The following is a 15,244-nucleotide window of genomic DNA, read 5'->3' as shown; positions in this document are numbered from 1 at the left end:
CTGGCTGCCGAAAGTGACGGTTGCCACGCATCTCGTCGGCTAGCCGGCAGGCAGCACCGCGCGCACGTCGCCGACCACCCGTCCACCACCGCGCAGCTCGGCGACGGCCAGTCGCTCGAGGGAGGCCGCGTCGACCCCGGGGAGATCCCCGACCCCGTCGCGCAGCAGGACGGCCGCCATCGCGACCACCCGGGCCCGGTCCCCGCCGTCGTCGATCTTGAGCGCCCAGGAGCGCCCGTCGGGCAGCGCGGCGACATAGCACGCCTCGGCACCCAGCTTGGCGATCAGCCCCGGCACCGCGCGGAGCAACCGGAGCTCGTCGCGCCCGGTGCCGGAGACGTGGGCCGGGTGCTCGCGGATCGCGTCCGCGACCGCGGCGGCACCCGGGTCGGCGGCCCCGTTGGTCCGCACCCCCCGGGCGAGCAGGCCGAAGGCACGCGCGAGGCCCGTCAGGCTGGTCGACAGGGCGGGCGCCCCGCACCCGTCCACCGCCAGCTCGGGCGGCTCGCCCGTGAGCTCGGCGACGGTCGAGGCCAGCGCCTGCTGCAGCGGGTGGTCGGGGCGCAGGTAGTCGTCGGTCGGCCACTGGCGGAGCACGCAGGTGGCGAGCATCGCCGCATGCTTGCCCGAGCAGTTCATCACCAACGAGGAACGCTCGCCGCCGGCACGCAGGTAGGCCTCGCGCACCGACTGCTCGAGCGGCAGGTCGGGGGGCGTCTGCAGTGCGGACTCGTCGAGCCCCGCGCCGGCGAGGATCTCGCGCACGCCGTCGAGGTGGAACCCCTCCCCGGCGTGGGAGGAGCAGGCCAGCGCCAGCAGCTCGGCCGGCAGCTCCAGGCCGCAGCGCACCATGCCGAGCGCCTGCAACGGCTTCAGGCTCGAACGCGGCAACACCGGCCGGCGTACGTCACCGAGACGCCAGGCCATCTCCCCCGTCGCCTCGAGAGCCACGACCGAGCCGTAGTGGTGGCCCTCGACGAAGCCAGACCGGACGATCTCGGCGACCACCGGCTGCGGTTCCGGCGGCTGCGGTCCGGGAGGGGTGGCCATGCGCGCAGACTACTGACGGCGCCGGCAAGTCGCGGTGGCAGGATGAGCGCGTGCCGACACCGACGCCGCAGTACCACCCGACCCCCCGCGAGCTCGACGATCTCGAGCTGCTCACCAGCGGCGCGCTGCAGCCGATCACCGGCTTCAACGAGCCGGGCAGCCCGGTCACCCTCGAGCTGCCCGCCGCGGCGGTCGACGCGGCCCATGAGTCCGGCGAGGTCGAGCTGGTCGACCCCGAGGGGCTGCCGCTCGCGGTCGTCGACCTCGACGGCCGCGTGCGGGCGCTGACCCACGCGCAGCACGGCCCGTTCCGGCGGCTCTACCTGAGCCCCGCGCAGGCCCAGGAGCAGTACGCCGGCCGGACCTGGGTGCCGGTCGCCGAGCCGCTCACCGACCGCCAGCTCGACCACCTGCGTGAGGTCGGTCCGGTCGTGCTGCTGGCACTCGTCGGAACGGGCACGCCGGCGCTGTCGACCGTCGGCACGCTGCGGGCGACGCTGACCGCCGCCGACCTGCTCGACGACGCCGCCGTGGTCGCGGTGCCGCTCGCCTCTCGTGGCGACGCCGACCTCGACCATCACCTCGGGGTCCAGGTGGTCGAGAACTACGCCGACGGCGACCCCGTCGCCGGCCTGGTCGAGGGCGGAGAGCTGCCCGACGAGGTCGCGGCCGTGGTCGACTTCGACCGCCCCCCGCCCGAGCGCCAGGGGCTGGTGGTCTTCTTCACCGGCCTGTCGGGGTCGGGCAAGTCGACGCTGGCGCAGGCGTTCATGGACCGCCTGCTGGAGCGCGGCGGCCGCACGGTCACCAGCCTCGACGGCGACGTCGTCCGCCGTCACCTGTCCGCCGGGCTGACCTTCTCCAAGGCCGACCGGGAGACCAACATCCGCAGGATCGGCTGGGTCGCCGCGGAGATCTCCCGGCACGGCGGCGTCGCCGTGTGCAGCCCGATCGCCCCGTTCGACGAGACGCGCCAGCAGGTGCGCCAGATGGTCGACGCGGCGGGTGGCGCGTTCTTCCTGGTCCACGTCGCCACCCCCCTGGAGGAGTGCGAGCGCCGCGACCGCAAGGGGCTCTACGCCAAGGCGCGGCGCGGCGAGATCCCCGAGTTCACCGGCATCTCCTCCCCCTACGAGGAGCCCGACGATGCGGCCGTTCGCGTGGACACCACCGGGCGGAGCATCGACGACGCCCTCGGCGAGGTGCTCGAGGGGCTCCGCCAGGCGGGCTATCTGGACCTCCCGTGAGCCAGAATCGACAAAGTCACGTAATTTAGTAGAGTAAGGCGGTCAGCTCCACCGACCACGGGGGTTCCCTCATGCCCGAGCTCTCCACCGGCTTCCTCGCCATCGTCACGGCGGGCTTCGTCGTCGGTGTCGTCGTCGGCCTCACCGGCATGGGCGGGGGTGCCCTGATGACCCCGGCCCTGATCTTCCTCGGCGTCGGCGACGCCGCCACGGTGGTGACCGCCGACCTCACCGCCGCCGCGGTCTACAAGACCGGCGGGGCGATCGTGCACCAGCGCGAGGGCTCCCCCCATCTCCAGCTCGCGAAGTGGCTGATGATCGGGTCGATCCCGATGGCCCTGCTCGGGCCCTACCTGATCGCCTGGCTGGCTCCACCCGGTGAGCTCGACAAGGTGCTCAAGCTGTCGATCGGCTTCGCGCTGCTGCTCGCCGCGGCGACGTACGCCGCCCGGCTCTACCTCAACCTGCGCAGCCTGCGGGGCGGCGGCCACCTCGGTGACTCCGACCCGGCCGTCCGCCCCCTCCCGACCCTGCTGGTGGGCGCGCTCGGCGGGCTGCTGGTCGGCATCACCAGCGTCGGCTCGGGCTCGGTCATCATGATCGCCCTGCTGATGCTCTACCCCGGCCTCTCCGCGGTCCGGCTGGTCGGCACCGACCTGGTCCAGGCGGTCCCTCTGGTGCTCGCCGCGGCGATCTCCAACATCGTGCTGCACGGGCTCGACTTCGCGGTGCTGATCCCCCTGCTGATCGGCTCGGTGCCGGGCAGCATCCTCGGCAGCCGGATCGCGCCGCGGGTGCCGCAGTCGGTCATCCGCCGCGGCATCGTCGTGGTGCTGACGATGAGCGGGGTCGCGCTCCTCGACAAGGCCGGCTGGGCCCCGCTCGGCGCCGGCGAGGACGAGACCCACCCGATGCTGGTGGCCGGCGTCGGCCTCGCGATGGTGGTGCTGGTGCCGCTGATCTGGGGCGTGCTGAAGCGACTCCACGGGCTGCCGATGTTCGGCGCCCCGACCGTCGCACAGCTCGAGGACCCGACCTACCGGCCCGGCATCGTGGGCATGAAGAAGGTCGACGAGCCTCACTGAGCCCAGCCGCTAGAGCGACAGCCGGGCCTCCTCGGCACGGAAGAGCCCGGCCCCGGGCACGGCACGGGCGAGCACCCCGTCGACGATCCGTCGTGAGACGTGCTCGCCGTAGAGCGGCGGCACCTCACCGAGCTCGGGATGCTCCATCGCCAGCTCGATCACCCGGGCCACGAAGGCAGCATCGACCGGCGGGGCGAGCACGTTGCCCCCGGCGAGCAGCGTCTCGCCGCGGTCGCTGCCGAAGCGCAGGGTGACGCAGGGGATGCCGAGGATGTTCATCTCCTCCTGCATCGAGCCGGAGTCGGTGGCGACCACCGCGCACTCGCGCATCGCGGCCACCACGTCGCGGTAGTTCTTCCAGACGGGCGAGGAGATGAAGGTCTCCGGGAACTCCGCCTCCAGCGCGGCCAGCCGCGCCGTCAGGCCGAAGCGCTCCAGCGCGGCGTCGGTGCCGAACAGCCGGATGAACAGGACCTCACGGCCCGCGCGCACCAGTGACTCCATCGCGTCGAACAGGACGCCGAAGCGAGTCGCATCCTCGGTGTTCTCGCGACGATGGATGCAGATCCGCACGAACCGGCCCCCGCGCAGCTGGGGGTAGGTCTCGAAGATGGTCACCGCGTCGGCGTCGGCGTCGGCGGCCCGGGTGGCGTCGACGACGGTGTTGCCGGTGACCTCGACGGTGTCCGCCGGGAAGCCCTCGTCGAGCAGGAACCCGCGGTCGAGCTCCACGGGCGCGGCGTGGAAACCGGACCCCGCGTCGGACACCCGGGTGTTGAACTGCTCGGGGAAGGGCTCGCGGCTGCCGCGCTCGTAGGTGTCCGGGTCGCGGTGCGCGGCGGCGTACGACGACCAGTCGAACGCGCCGCTCCGGAACGCAGCGAGCCACCCCTCGAGCACCTCCGCACGGGGCGTGATGGTGCGGATGCCGGCCTCGACGTGCACACAGGCCACGGCGTTGAGATAGGACGCGACCCCGATCGCCATGGACGTGAGCGTGTCGCCGTGGATGTAGGGCAGCGGCGTCAGCCCCAGGCCACGCAGCGTGTCGATCACCCGGCCGAACCGGTCGACCATCTGCGCCACCTTGCCCGACAGGGTGCCGTCGATCCCCAGGTGGACGTCGACGGGCAGCCCGAACTCCTCGAGCATGCCGCCGCTGTAGTTGTCGTCGTAGTGCTGGCCGGTGTGGCAGACCACCACCAGCTCGCCCCGGCCGACCAGCTCGGGATGCAGCGGCGCCTGCTTGATGATGTCGGGCTTGGTGGCGATCAGGATGACGTGGACGAGCCGCCCGTCGTTGCCCGACAGCGCCTCGAGCACGCCGGGCGTCCACCGCTCGGGCACCGCCGAGCCCGTGGCTGTCGGGGTCACAGCAGGTCGCCCTTGCCGCTCTCGCGGAGCCGGTCGAGCAGGGCCCTCATCCTCCCGGGTGACGACTCGAGCTCCTTGAGCCCGACCACCACGATCGCGTCGTCGGTGCAGATGATGCCGACGTCCTGCATCCCCATCACCACGACCTGACGACCGTCGGTGCTGCGCACGAACACGTTGTGGCTGTCGACGTCGACGTACTGGTTGTCGCCCGAGGTCACCACGTCGGAGCCGGAGACCTCGGCGAGCGCGCGGTGCAGCGAGGACCAGTTGCCGATGTCGCTCCAGCGGAAGTCGCCGGGCACCACGGCCAGCGGATAGGTGGCGCTGTCGATGATGTCGATCTCGTGGAACTCGCCGGGGATCTCCCGGTAGGTCGCCAGGTCGCCGGTCTTGAGGAAGTCGGCCGTCCGCTCGACCAGCAGCGGGTTGGCGTCGGCGTAGGCGTCCAGCAGCGTCTGCGCCCGGAAGCAGTAGTAGGCGGCGTTCCAGAACGACTGCCCGGACTGCACGTAGTCGCGGGCCACCTCCAGCGACGGCTTCTCGACGTACTTGCCGGCGCGATAGACCAACGGGTCGTCCTGGACCGGCTCCCGGACCCGGAGGTAGCCGAGCCCGGTGTCGGCACGGGTCGGGGTGATCCCGACCACCACGATCTCCTCGGGATGGCGCTCGACATAGTCGAGAGAGGTCAGCACCGCCTGGCGGAACTTGTCGACCTCGGTCACGGCGTGGTCGGAGGCGAGGCTGAACACCACGGCGTCGGGGTCGCGGGCCACGATCTCGCTGGCCAGCAGGGCGAAGGCCACGGTCGGCCCGCGGCTCTCGGGCTCGACGATGTAGTTCTCGCGCGGGATGGCGGGCAGCAGCGACCGGATCGGCTCGAGGTAGTTGGCGGTCGTGGACACGAAGATCCGCTCGGCCGGGACCACACCCTCGAGCCGGTCGACGGTCTCGGCGATCAGGCTCTTCTCCGACATCAGCGCCTGCATCTGCTTCGGCAGGGACTGCCGGCTCACCGGCCAGAGCCGGGTCCCGGAGCCGCCGGCCACCACGACGGCGTACTGGTGCGGGTGCGGGTCGCCAGCGGTCACAGCTCGATCCATCCCTGTCCTTCGAGGCTCACTCCGGCCTCGCGCGGCGCCCAGCATAGGCGACGGCTACTGAGGAGTAGCTGTGTGAGAACCAGACCACCGTGGGCGCGATTCTGGCAGAGGGCTACCCCGCCGATACGATGGCAGCGCTGTCACGACGAGAGGCCTGACCATCCGCATGAGCGCGCCACCCACCCACGCCGACTACCAGCTGAGCCAGCTCGACCAGCTGGAGGCGGAGTCCATCCACATCTTCCGCGAGGTCGCGGCCGAGTTCGAGAAGCCGGTCCTGATGTTCTCGGGCGGCAAGGACTCCATCGTCATGCTCCGGCTGGCGGAGAAGGCCTTCTATCCCGCCAAGCTGCCGTTCCCGCTGCTGCAGGTCGACACCGGCCTGGACTTCCCCGAGGTGCTCGACACCCGCGACTCCTGGGTGAGCCGCCTGGGCGCCCGCCTGGTGGTCGCCAGCGTCGAGGAGGCGATCGCCAACGGCGTGGTCGTCGACGACGGCAAGACCTCGCGCAACCGGATGCAGACCGGCACCCTGCTCGAGGCGATCGAGTCCAACGGCTTCACCGCCGCGTTCGGTGGCGGGCGGCGCGACGAGGAGAAGGCCCGCGCCAAGGAGCGCGTCTACTCCCACCGCGACGACTTCGGCCAGTGGGACCCGAAGAACCAGCGTCCCGAGCTGTGGGCCCTCTACAACGGCCGCCTGCACTCCGGCGAGCACATGCGGATCTTCCCGCTGTCCAACTGGACCGAGCTCGACATCTGGCACTACATCGGCCACGAGGGCATCGAGATCCCCTCGATCTACTTCGCCCACCAGCGCGAGGTCATCTCCCGCGACGGGATGCTGCTGTCGGTCGGCGAGGAGATCCAGCCGCGGGGCTCCGAGCAGGTCGAGACCCGCACCGTCCGTTTCCGCACCGTCGGCGACCGCACCCTGACCGGTTGCGTCGAGTCCACCGCCGACACCATCGACGCCATCATCGACGAGATCGCGATCGCCCGGGTGACCGAGCGCGGCGCGACCCGCGGTGACGACCGGTTCTCCGAGGCCGCCATGGAGGACCGCAAGAAGGAGGGCTACTTCTGATGTCTCCCGAGATGTCACCCGTTGCCGAGGCACACACCGGACGGGCCCCCATGGACCTGCTCCGCTTCGCCACCGCCGGCTCCGTCGACGACGGCAAGTCCACGCTGATCGGCCGCCTGCTGCTCGACTCCAAGTCGATCTTCGAGGACCAGCTGGAGGCCGTCGAGGCCACCAGCCACTCCAAGGGCTACGACTACACCGACCTGGCGCTGCTCACCGACGGGCTCCGCTCGGAGCGCGAGCAGGGCATCACCATCGATGTCGCCTACCGCTACTTCGCCACGCCCACGCGCAAGTTCATCATCGCCGACACGCCGGGCCACGTGCAGTACACCCGCAACATGGTCACCGGCGCCTCGACCGCCGACCTGGGCCTGGTGCTGGTCGACGCGCGACAGGGGCTGACCGAGCAGTCCCGGCGCCACGCCGTACTCCTCTCGCTGCTGCGGGTCCCGCACCTGGTGCTGGCCGTCAACAAGATGGACCTCGTCGACTTCTCCGAGGAGATCTACGAGAAGATCCACAACGAGTTCACGCAGTTCGCGACCAAGCTCAACATCCCCGACCTCGAGGTCATCCCGATCTCGGCGCTCCAGGGCGACAACGTCGTCGAGCGCAGCGACAAGATGCCGTGGTACCACGGCCCGACGCTGATGCACCACCTCGAGCACGTCCACGTCGCCTCCGACCGCGACCTGGTCGACGTCCGCTTCCCGGTGCAGTTCGTGGTCCGGCCGAAGTCCGACGAGTTCCACGACTACCGCGGGTACGCCGGCCAGGTCGCCGGCGGGGTGATCAAGAAGGGCGACGAGGTCGTCGTCCTGCCCTCCGGCATGACCTCCACCGTCGAGGCGATCGACATGTTCGACACCGAGATCGACGAGGCCTTCCCGCCGATGTCGGTCACGGTGCGGCTCGCCGACGACGTCGACGTGTCGCGCGGCGACATGATCGCCCGCGTCAACAACGCGCCCAAGCCCAGCCAGGACATCGACGCGATGATCTGCTGGATGACCAACGAGCCGCTGCGTCCGCGCCAGAAGCTCGCGATCAAGCACACCACCCGCACCGGCCGGGCGCTGGTCAAGGACATCCAGTACCGCCTCGACGTCAACACGCTGCACCGCGACCAGGACACCAAGGAGCTCGGTCTCAACGAGATCGGCCGCATCCAGCTGCGCACCACCGTGCCGCTGCTGTGCGACCCCTACTCCAAGAACCGCACCACCGGGTCGTTCATCCTGATCGACGAGGCCACCGGTGTCACCGTCGGCGCCGGGATGATCAACACCGGCGCCTGAGCTCGGCACCTCCGCGCGAGGGCGTTCCTCCCTGGGACGAGTCGGCGCGGGGGTGCTACGGCTCGGCCACCGCGGTGCGCTCCGCGGCGGGTCCGGAGACGTCATACGTTCCGGCTGCCCCGGCGACCGGTTCGGATGACGCTGCCAAACGACGTCATCCGTGGTGCGCGTCCCGGCGGGCGGTTCGCATGACGTCCCCGCAGCGCCTCCGTCGCAGCGCAGCGCAGGGGCGGTGAACGGGCAGTGAACGCTCAGCGCAACGTGGCGCGCACGTGCAGTCCGACCTCTGGGTCGACCACGACCTCCTGGCCGGCGGCGATCCCGTCGACGACGAGCGGCGCGTCGACGGGGGTGTTGCGCTTGAGCAGCGCCAGCGCGATCGGCCCGAGCTCGTGGTGGCGCGCCGAGGAGCCGACGCGGCCGACGACCCGGTCGCCGGCGAGCACGTCGGCGCCGACCGCGGGCAGGGCGTTCTCGGTGCCGTCGAGGTGGAGCAGCGTCAGCCGCCGGGGCGGGCGGCCGAGGTTGTGCACCCGGGCCACGGTCTCCTGGCCGCGATAGCAGCCCTTGTCGAGGTGGACCGCGGAGCCGAGCCAGCCGACCTCGTTGGGAATGGTGCGGTGGTCGGTGTCGAGACCGAGGCGCGGCTCGCCGCGCGCGATCCGCAGGGCCTCCTCGGCCCAGATGCCGGCGGCCGGCCCGTGCGCCTCGGCGTACGCCGGCAGCGCGGCGCGGTCGACGAGCTCGAACCCGCCCCCGGGCAGGCCGACGACAGCGAGGTCGTCGACCAGCGAGACCTCGACCCGCATCATGAACCGCATCCGGTCGAGGAACTCCACCAGCGCCGCCCCGGCGCCCGGCTCGGTGTGGGCGGTGCACGCCTCGCCGTCGTCGACGCCGGTGAACGCATGCTCCACGTGACCCTGCGGGGACAGCACCAGGGCGGTCGTCCAGACCCCGGGCTGGAGACCCTCGAAGGCCTGGGTGGTCAGCGAGTGCAGCCAGCCGAGCCGGTCCGGTCCGGTCACCCGCAGCACGTCACGGTGGGACAGGTCGACGAAGCCGGCGCCCGACTCGAGCGCTCGCTGCTCGCCGTGGAACGAGCCGTAGTGGGCGGCCACCCCGGCATCGACGCCGTCGGCCTCGACGGCGCCGGGCAGCTCCAGCAGCGGGCTGGTTGTCACGTCTCCTCCTCGGGCTCGGCACACTCGACACAGCGGCCGAACATCGTCAGGTGTCCCACGTCGGCGACGAACCCGTGCTCGTCGCGCAGCCGCGCCAGGACGTCGGCCAGGACATCCGGTCCAACAGAGACGATGCGGTGGCAATTCCGGCAGACCAGGTGGAAGTGCTCGTGGTCGACGACGGAGTGGTAGGTCGGCGCGCGGTCGCTCAGATGGGCATGGCGGACCAGGCCGAGCTCCTCGAGCGTCTCCAGCGTCCGATAGACCGTCGAGATGTTGATCGCCTCGGACCGGGTGCGCACCTCGGCCAGCACCTCGTCGGGGGTCGCGTGACCGAGCCGGTCGACGGCGGCCAGGATCAGCTCGCGCTGCGGGGTGCGCCGCAGGCCGTGCTCGCGCAGCCGCTCCGACAGGTCCGACATCGTCTGCCCCGGCCCGCTCAGCCCTGCCGCTTCAGCTGGGCGTGCGTGTGCGGCTGCAGCGGCTGGCCCATCGCGGCCATGTCGAAGGCGTAGAGCAGGTCGCCGTCGACATAGCCGTAGAGGCGCTTGCCTCCGGCGTACTCCTTGGCGGTGGCGGTGCGGGCGACGGCGTCGGTGGCGATCTCGAAGCGCGGCTGCTCGGGGTGGAGCTCGCCGTGCCAGACCTCGACATAGCCGAGGTTGTGGGTCATCACGACCTCGAGGGTGCCGTCCTCCTGCGGGCGGATGAACCCCGTCTCCTGCGCCGCCTGCCGAACCAGCGCACCGGCCTCGTCGACGATCCAGGAGCGCGCGAAGTAGTGGATGAAGGGACGGCCGTCCTGCTGGAAGATCAGCTCCTGGCCGAACTGGAACGGCTCGATCGTGGGGTACTCCCCGTGTCCGTTGCCGGCCCAGGTGCCCAGCAGCCACGCCAGCCGGGCGCAGTGGGGGTGGATGTTCTCGGGGATCTCGAACGGCATGGGGGAAGTCTAGGCGGCGCGCGGGGGTCCTAGATTGACCACATGACCCGTTCCCTCGTCGTCAAGGTCACCTGTGGCGCCGATGACCCCGAGCGCTGCAACCAGGGCTTCATGGTGGCGACGATGGCGGTGACCGCGGGCGCCGAGGTGAGCCTGTGGCTCGCGGGAGAGGCGGCGTGGTTCGCCCTGCCGGGCAAGGCCGAGGAGTTCCGGCTGGCGGGAGCGACCTCGTTGGCCGAGCTGCGCGACGCGGTGCTGGCGGGCGGTCGGCTCACGGTGTGCTCGCAGTGCGCGGAGCGCCGCTCGATCGGTGCCCACGCCGTGCTGCCGGGCGTCCGCGTCGCGGGAGCCGCGACGTTCACCGAAGAGGTGTTGGCCGACGGGGTCCAGGCCCTCGTCTACTGACGCACGTACGCCGACCGGTCGGCCAGGTCTGCCAGCTCACGAGGGTCGGCGTTGCCGCCACTGACGACCGCCGCGACCTTGCGTGCGCTCGACGGGGCGGCCAGGACGCCCGCGAGCGCAGCGGCACCGGCGCCCTCGGCGAGGGTGTGGGCGTGCGTGGCCAGCAACACCCGGGCGTCGTCGATCGCGTCGTCCTCCACCAGCAGGAAGTCGTCGAGCCGCTCCCGGAGCACCCGCTGCGGCAGCTCGAAGGACGCCGCCGTCGCGAGCCCGCTCGCGCGGGTCGTGCACGGCGCGGTCGCCGGCGCCCTGCCGCGCCAGGACTCGAAGGCCGCGGGCGCCTGGGCCGACTGCACCGCGACCACCCGGCACGACGGCGCGAGCTCGTCGCGGACCAGGCAGGCGCCGGCCGCGCTGGTGCCGCTCCCGACGGGGACGTAGATCTCCTCCAGGTCGGGGTGGGTGCGCAGCAGCTCGAGGGTCAGCGTGGCGTGCCCATGGATGATCGCGGGGTCGGCGGGGTCGACGTAGCGCCAGCCGCGGGCGGTCGCCAGCTCACGGGCATGGGCTACCGCCTCGGTCATCGTCGGGCCGTGCAGCACCACCTCGGCCCCGAGCGCCGTGGTCGCGTCGATCTTGTTGGACGGTGCGCTGACCGGCATCACCACCATCGCGGGGATCGAGCGCTGGCGGGCGCACAGGGCGACCGACTGGGCGTGGTTGCCGGTCGACGCGGTGACCAGACCGGGCGTGGCCGGGTCCAGGGTCGCGGCCAGCGCGATGCCGCCGCGGGCCTTGAAGGCACCGGTGGGCTGGACGTTCTCGTGCTTGAGCACCACCGTGCGGCCGGCCGCCTGGTCGAGGAGCGGATAGCTCCACGCAGGGGTGGGCGGGAGCACGCCCGCGATCGCCTCGGCGGCCTCGAGCACGCCGGCGTACGTCAGGTCCTCGCGGATCGCCTCGGTGGTCATGTCGACGAGCCTGCCAGACGACCTGACGCCGTCCGGAGCCGCGTCAGGCGGCGCGGATCGCCAGGAACGTCCGCGCCTCGGCCGGCGTCATCGGAGTGCGCTGCGCGATCCGGGCCAGCTCGACGACCCGGTCGACGAGCTGCTTGTTGCTCTCGACCGGCACGCCCTTCGCGATGGTCAGCACGTCCTCCATGCCCACGCGGAGATGGCCGCCCTTGGAGAGCGAGGCGAGGGCGACGGCGAGAGTGGAGCGGCCGATGCCGGTCGCCGACCAGGAGGTCGTCTGGGCGGGGAGGGCCGCGACGGCGGCGACGAGGGCGTCGGCGGTGCCGTCCATGCCGCCCGGCACGCCCATCACCAGGTCGGCGTGGACGCGGCCGCCGTAGGGCAGCCCGAACCTGTCGAGCAGCCGCCGCATCGCGTGCACCTGGCCGAGGTCGAACAGCTCGAACTCCGGCACGACCTGGCGCTCCTGGCTGAGCTGGTAGAGCTCGGTGACGAAGGGCCAGGGGTTCATGAAGACGTCGTCGCCGAAGTTGGTGGTGCCCATCGTCAGCGAGCAGGAGTCGGGCTCGGCGTCGAGGACCTTCAGCCGGTGGTCGAGCGGGTCGTGGACCGAGCCCCCGGTCGACAGCTGGACGACCAGGTCGGTCGACTCGCGCACCGCCGCCACCCACTCCTTGAGCAGCGGCAGGTCGAGCGTCGGCCGGTGCTCGCGGTCGCGGACGTGGAGATGGATCATCGCCGCGCCGGCCGCCTCGCACTCGCGCGCCGTGGTGGCCAGCTCCTCGGGCGTGGTCGGGAGCTGCGGGCAGTCGGCCTTGGCCGTCTCGGCTCCGGTGGGAGCGACGGTGATCAGCAGGCGGTCGGCAGGCACGGTGACGGCATCGGGCATGGTGTCATCGTGGCATGCTGCTGCCTCCCGCGTCGAACCCCTGAGCAGGAAGATTTCCACATGAGAGCCGTGGTGCAGCGAGTTCTTGGGGCAAGTGTCTCGGTCGACAGCAAGGTTGTCGGTGAGATCGAGGGCCCGGGCCTGCTCGTCTATCTCGGCGTGACGCATGCCGACGGGCCGGACGAGACCTCCTGGATGGCCCGCAAGATCTGGGACCTGCGGATCCTGCGCGACGAGCGGTCGGCCTCCGACGTCGATGCCCCGATCCTGGTGGTCAGCCAGTTCACGCTGTACGGCGACGCGCGCAAGGGCCGCCGCCCCACCTGGCAGGCCGCCGCTCCCGGGGAGCTGTCGGAGCCCGTCTACGAGGCGTTCTGCGTCGAGCTCGAACGGCTCGGGGCCACGGTCGCCCGCGGCGTCTTCGGCGCCGACATGGCGGTCGGCTACCTCAACGACGGCCCGGTCACGATGATCCTCGAACGCTGACGCAAGGCGTCGCAGACGGCTGCGCGGGACGTCGCAGACGGGGACGCGAGGCGTCGCAGACGGCTGCGCGAGGCGTCGCAGACGGCGCGGCCCGCCGCTCGTTGCGTGAACGAGGCGGCGGGCCGGCCGGCGTACCGGCGGGATCAGACGGTGATCAGCGCCTCGACCACCGAGCCCGTGGCGGCGTCGACGACCGTGTCGACCGTGGCAGCGCCGGGCGCGAGGGTGCGCAGCGTCCACGACCCGTCGCCGGCGAAGAAGCGGAAGTGCCCCTCCGGAGAGGTGCGGACCTCGGCGGTGAACTCGCCGGTCCGGTCGAGCAGCCGGACGTAGGCGCCGTCGACCGGCGACTCGTCGGCGCGCACGACCCGGCCCTGCACGACGGCCTCGATCTCGACCTTCACCCCGTCGAGCGGCAGCCCACCGACCGGCGCACCGCAGCCCTGGACCACGGTGCCGGCGCTCACGCCTCGCCCCGCTCGTCGCCGAGGGCCACGGGCACCCCGACCAGGGAGCCATACTCGGTCCAGGAGCCGTCGTAGTTCTTGACGTGGTCCTGCCCGAGCAGCTCGCGCAGCACGAACCAGGTGTGCGACGACCGCTCGCCGATCCGGCAGTAGGCGATGGTGTCCTTGCTCCAGTCGATGCCGGCGTCGGCATAGAGCGTGCGCAGCTCGTCGTCGGAGCGGAAGGTGCCGTCGTCGTTGGCCGCCTTGCTCCACGGGACGTTCAGCGCGGTCGGGATGTGGCCGGCGCGCTGGGCCTGCTCCTGCGGGAGGTGGGCCGGGGCCAGCAACCGGCCGGCGTACTCATCGGGGCTGCGGACGTCGACCAGGTTCTGGGTGCCGATCGCGGCGACGACCTCGTCGCGGAAGGCGCGAAGCGAGAGGTCCTGCTCCTCCGCCCGGTACGACGTGGCGGCGCGCTGAGGCAGCTCGTCGGTGAGCTCGCGGCTGTCGAGCTCCCACTTCTTGCGCCCGCCGTCGAGCAGGCGGACGTCGGCGTGGCCGTAGAGCGTGAAGTACCAGTAGGCGTAGGCCGCGAACCAGTTGTTGTTGCCGCCGTAGAGCACGACGGTGTGGTCGTTGTCGATGCCGCGCTCCGACAGCAGCTCGGCGAACCGGTCCTTGGCGACGAAGTCACGGCGCACCTGGTCCTGGAGGTCGGTCGTCCAGTCGAGCTTGACGGCGCCTCGGAGGTGGCCCTTGTCGTAGGCGGTGGTGTCCTCGTCGACCTCGACGAGGACGACGGTCGGGTCGTCGAGGTGCTCCTCGACCCAGTCGGCGGTGACCAGAGCGGTCTCTCGGGGCATGGCGGATCTCCTGTGCGGTGGAAGTGATGAAGGTGGTGGGTGAAGTTCTGACGGCTGAACCGTCTGCGACGCCTCAGCGCCCCGTCTGCGACGCCTCAGCGCGCCGTCTGCGACGCATCGCGAGCCCCGAACCGGGCGGCCGTACGCCGGCCCAGCAGGTAGACCTCGCAGCCCAAGCACAGCCCGAAGACCGCGTTGAGCAGCGCGGCGACCAGCGCGAACCCGGTGGCGACGAGGCCGAGGGAGGTCGCGCCGGCGAGGAAGCCGGCCAGCCCGACGGAGGCGAAGACCAGCCCGACCGCCTGGGCGAAGCGCGGCGGCGCGGCGTCCTCCCACTCGCGCGGCGGCGCCAGCCGGGGCCGCACGAACGAGCGGAAGAGCCAGGCGTGCGGCGTCTGGCTGACGCCGAGCCCGGCCGCGATGGCGAACAGCGCCGTCTGCGCCGCGAGCAGCGCGACGGCCAGCGGGCTGGGCGACAGTGCCAGCACGACGGCGAGGACGAGGGCGGTGAGCGCGGCGGCGAAACGCTGGCCGCGAGGGTCGATCTGCTTGCTCATGGCGAGCTCCAGGGTCCTGAGGGGTGGCGGTCGGGAACACCTCGGACGCCAGGCAGGCCGCAGCCCTCGAGCGAGGGGCCGCCCCGGAGCGGGGTCAGCGGCGCGGGTGACGTCCGGTCAGGACATTCGACACAGCGACGAGCGCACGCGGCAGTGGTCCACTGCGCGGCGGCGGGTCAGCAGGGTCGAGGACATGCCGAGAACGGTAGGCGGTTCCGGAGTGCTCCGTGCCTGAATCTCG

The 15,244-nt window shown here is 71.8% G+C and carries 17 protein-coding genes; 6 read left to right on the top strand and 11 right to left on the bottom strand.

Annotated features, from left to right (window positions below; translation table 11 throughout):
* Window positions 1-39: 39 nt before the first annotated feature.
* The gene (locus R2740_RS00155; protein WP_371300635.1) at window positions 40-1,050 is read right to left on the bottom strand and encodes an asparaginase; all 1,011 of its coding nucleotides are present in this window, start codon (window positions 1,048-1,050) and stop codon (window positions 40-42) included.
* A gap of 50 nt (window positions 1,051-1,100) precedes the next feature.
* On the opposite strand from R2740_RS00155, the gene cysC reads away from it, so the two are divergent.
* Window positions 1,101-2,297, top strand: coding sequence for an adenylyl-sulfate kinase (gene cysC / locus R2740_RS00150; RefSeq protein WP_371300634.1), 1,197 nt, complete (start codon window positions 1,101-1,103; stop codon window positions 2,295-2,297).
* 71 nt (window positions 2,298-2,368) lie between these two features.
* Window positions 2,369-3,382, top strand: coding sequence for a sulfite exporter TauE/SafE family protein (locus R2740_RS00145; RefSeq protein WP_371300633.1), 1,014 nt, complete (start codon window positions 2,369-2,371; stop codon window positions 3,380-3,382).
* A 9-nt stretch (window positions 3,383-3,391) separates the two neighbouring features.
* On the opposite strand, the gene R2740_RS00140 is transcribed toward R2740_RS00145, so the two are convergent.
* The gene (locus R2740_RS00140; protein WP_371300632.1) at window positions 3,392-4,756 is read right to left on the bottom strand and encodes a UDP-N-acetyl glucosamine 2-epimerase; all 1,365 of its coding nucleotides are present in this window, start codon (window positions 4,754-4,756) and stop codon (window positions 3,392-3,394) included.
* Window positions 4,753-5,850 (bottom strand): mannose-1-phosphate guanylyltransferase, encoded by a 1,098-nt coding sequence (locus tag R2740_RS00135; protein WP_371300631.1) that lies wholly within the window; start codon window positions 5,848-5,850, stop codon window positions 4,753-4,755. Before R2740_RS00135 ends, R2740_RS00140 begins: the two co-directional genes overlap by 4 nt.
* Before the next feature lie 178 nt (window positions 5,851-6,028).
* On the opposite strand from R2740_RS00135, the gene cysD reads away from it, so the two are divergent.
* Together cysD and R2740_RS00125 are read left to right on the top strand one after the other, a co-directional pair.
* Window positions 6,029-6,949: a sulfate adenylyltransferase subunit CysD gene (cysD, locus tag R2740_RS00130; protein WP_371300630.1), complete on the top strand. Its 921-nt coding sequence runs from the start codon at window positions 6,029-6,031 to the stop codon at window positions 6,947-6,949.
* A 50-nt stretch (window positions 6,950-6,999) separates the two neighbouring features.
* On the top strand, window positions 7,000-8,250 hold the full coding sequence (locus R2740_RS00125; RefSeq protein ID WP_371300629.1) for a sulfate adenylyltransferase subunit 1: 1,251 nt from the start codon (window positions 7,000-7,002) through the stop codon (window positions 8,248-8,250).
* Window positions 8,251-8,501: 251 nt separating this feature from the next.
* On the opposite strand, the gene R2740_RS00120 is transcribed toward R2740_RS00125, so the two are convergent.
* The 3 genes from R2740_RS00120 to R2740_RS00110 are packed head-to-tail and all read right to left on the bottom strand — an operon-like array spanning window position 8,502 to window position 10,377.
* Complete coding sequence (locus R2740_RS00120) at window positions 8,502-9,434, bottom strand: folate-binding protein YgfZ (RefSeq protein WP_371300628.1); 933 nt, start codon at window positions 9,432-9,434, stop codon at window positions 8,502-8,504.
* Window positions 9,431-9,856, bottom strand: coding sequence for a Fur family transcriptional regulator (locus tag R2740_RS00115; RefSeq protein ID WP_371300627.1), 426 nt, complete (start codon window positions 9,854-9,856; stop codon window positions 9,431-9,433). Before R2740_RS00115 ends, R2740_RS00120 begins: the two co-directional genes overlap by 4 nt.
* 17 nt (window positions 9,857-9,873) lie before the next feature.
* Window positions 9,874-10,377, bottom strand: coding sequence for an FABP family protein (locus R2740_RS00110; RefSeq protein WP_371300626.1), 504 nt, complete (start codon window positions 10,375-10,377; stop codon window positions 9,874-9,876).
* 42 nt (window positions 10,378-10,419) lie between these two features.
* On the opposite strand from R2740_RS00110, the gene R2740_RS00105 reads away from it, so the two are divergent.
* Window positions 10,420-10,782, top strand: a complete 363-nt coding sequence (locus R2740_RS00105) for a DsrE family protein (protein WP_371300625.1) — start codon at window positions 10,420-10,422, stop codon at window positions 10,780-10,782.
* Here R2740_RS00105 and R2740_RS00100 read toward each other — a convergent pair.
* Window positions 10,776-11,753: a threonine/serine dehydratase gene (locus R2740_RS00100; protein ID WP_371300624.1), complete on the bottom strand. Its 978-nt coding sequence runs from the start codon at window positions 11,751-11,753 to the stop codon at window positions 10,776-10,778. The two genes, R2740_RS00105 and R2740_RS00100, sit on opposite strands and share 7 nt — an antisense overlap.
* A 43-nt stretch (window positions 11,754-11,796) precedes the next feature.
* Window positions 11,797-12,648, bottom strand: coding sequence for a 3-keto-5-aminohexanoate cleavage protein (locus R2740_RS00095; protein WP_371300622.1), 852 nt, complete (start codon window positions 12,646-12,648; stop codon window positions 11,797-11,799).
* A 60-nt stretch (window positions 12,649-12,708) separates the two neighbouring features.
* Here R2740_RS00095 and dtd point away from each other — a divergent pair, with 60 nt between their 5' ends.
* Complete coding sequence (gene dtd, locus R2740_RS00090) at window positions 12,709-13,134, top strand: D-aminoacyl-tRNA deacylase (RefSeq protein ID WP_371300621.1); 426 nt, start codon at window positions 12,709-12,711, stop codon at window positions 13,132-13,134.
* Between the two features lie 143 nt (window positions 13,135-13,277).
* Here the strand turns inward: dtd and R2740_RS00085 are convergent, their stop codons facing one another.
* The 3 genes from R2740_RS00085 to R2740_RS00075 form a co-directional block, all read right to left on the bottom strand.
* Window positions 13,278-13,601, bottom strand: a complete 324-nt coding sequence (locus R2740_RS00085) for a DUF1416 domain-containing protein (protein ID WP_371300620.1) — start codon at window positions 13,599-13,601, stop codon at window positions 13,278-13,280.
* Entirely contained in the window at window positions 13,598-14,446 is an 849-nt protein-coding gene (locus tag R2740_RS00080) for a sulfurtransferase (protein WP_371300619.1), read from the bottom strand. The genes R2740_RS00085 and R2740_RS00080 overlap by 4 nt, the downstream gene beginning before the upstream one ends.
* A gap of 95 nt (window positions 14,447-14,541) precedes the next feature.
* Complete coding sequence (locus R2740_RS00075; protein WP_371300618.1) at window positions 14,542-15,003, bottom strand: DUF4395 domain-containing protein; 462 nt, start codon at window positions 15,001-15,003, stop codon at window positions 14,542-14,544.
* Between the last annotated feature and the right edge of the window lie 241 nt (window positions 15,004-15,244).

Source organism: Nocardioides sp. (assembly GCF_041393715.1).
Classification (GTDB): domain Bacteria; phylum Actinomycetota; class Actinomycetes; order Propionibacteriales; family Nocardioidaceae; genus Nocardioides.
The sequence above is the reverse complement of the archived record's forward strand: the minus strand, read 5'-3'. Positions and strand labels throughout refer to the sequence as shown.

What these genes read in the sequence shown, in the direction of transcription:
- R2740_RS00155 (WP_371300635.1), bottom strand. Translation starts at nt 1,050, where the DNA reads ATGGCCACCCCTCCCGGACCGCAGCCGCCGGAACCGCAGCCGGTGGTC.
- R2740_RS00145 (WP_371300633.1), top strand. Translation starts at nt 2,369, where the DNA reads ATGCCCGAGCTCTCCACCGGCTTCCTCGCCATCGTCACGGCGGGCTTC.
- cysD (WP_371300630.1), top strand. Translation starts at nt 6,029, where the DNA reads ATGAGCGCGCCACCCACCCACGCCGACTACCAGCTGAGCCAGCTCGAC.
- R2740_RS00125 (WP_371300629.1), top strand. Translation starts at nt 7,000, where the DNA reads ATGGACCTGCTCCGCTTCGCCACCGCCGGCTCCGTCGACGACGGCAAG.
- R2740_RS00115 (WP_371300627.1), bottom strand. Translation starts at nt 9,856, where the DNA reads ATGTCGGACCTGTCGGAGCGGCTGCGCGAGCACGGCCTGCGGCGCACC.
- R2740_RS00110 (WP_371300626.1), bottom strand. Translation starts at nt 10,377, where the DNA reads ATGCCGTTCGAGATCCCCGAGAACATCCACCCCCACTGCGCCCGGCTG.
- R2740_RS00105 (WP_371300625.1), top strand. Translation starts at nt 10,420, where the DNA reads ATGACCCGTTCCCTCGTCGTCAAGGTCACCTGTGGCGCCGATGACCCC.
- R2740_RS00100 (WP_371300624.1), bottom strand. Translation starts at nt 11,753, where the DNA reads ATGACCACCGAGGCGATCCGCGAGGACCTGACGTACGCCGGCGTGCTC.
- R2740_RS00095 (WP_371300622.1), bottom strand. Translation starts at nt 12,648, where the DNA reads ATGCCCGATGCCGTCACCGTGCCTGCCGACCGCCTGCTGATCACCGTC.
- dtd (WP_371300621.1), top strand. Translation starts at nt 12,709, where the DNA reads ATGAGAGCCGTGGTGCAGCGAGTTCTTGGGGCAAGTGTCTCGGTCGAC.
- R2740_RS00080 (WP_371300619.1), bottom strand. Translation starts at nt 14,446, where the DNA reads ATGCCCCGAGAGACCGCTCTGGTCACCGCCGACTGGGTCGAGGAGCAC.
- R2740_RS00075 (WP_371300618.1), bottom strand. Translation starts at nt 15,003, where the DNA reads ATGAGCAAGCAGATCGACCCTCGCGGCCAGCGTTTCGCCGCCGCGCTC.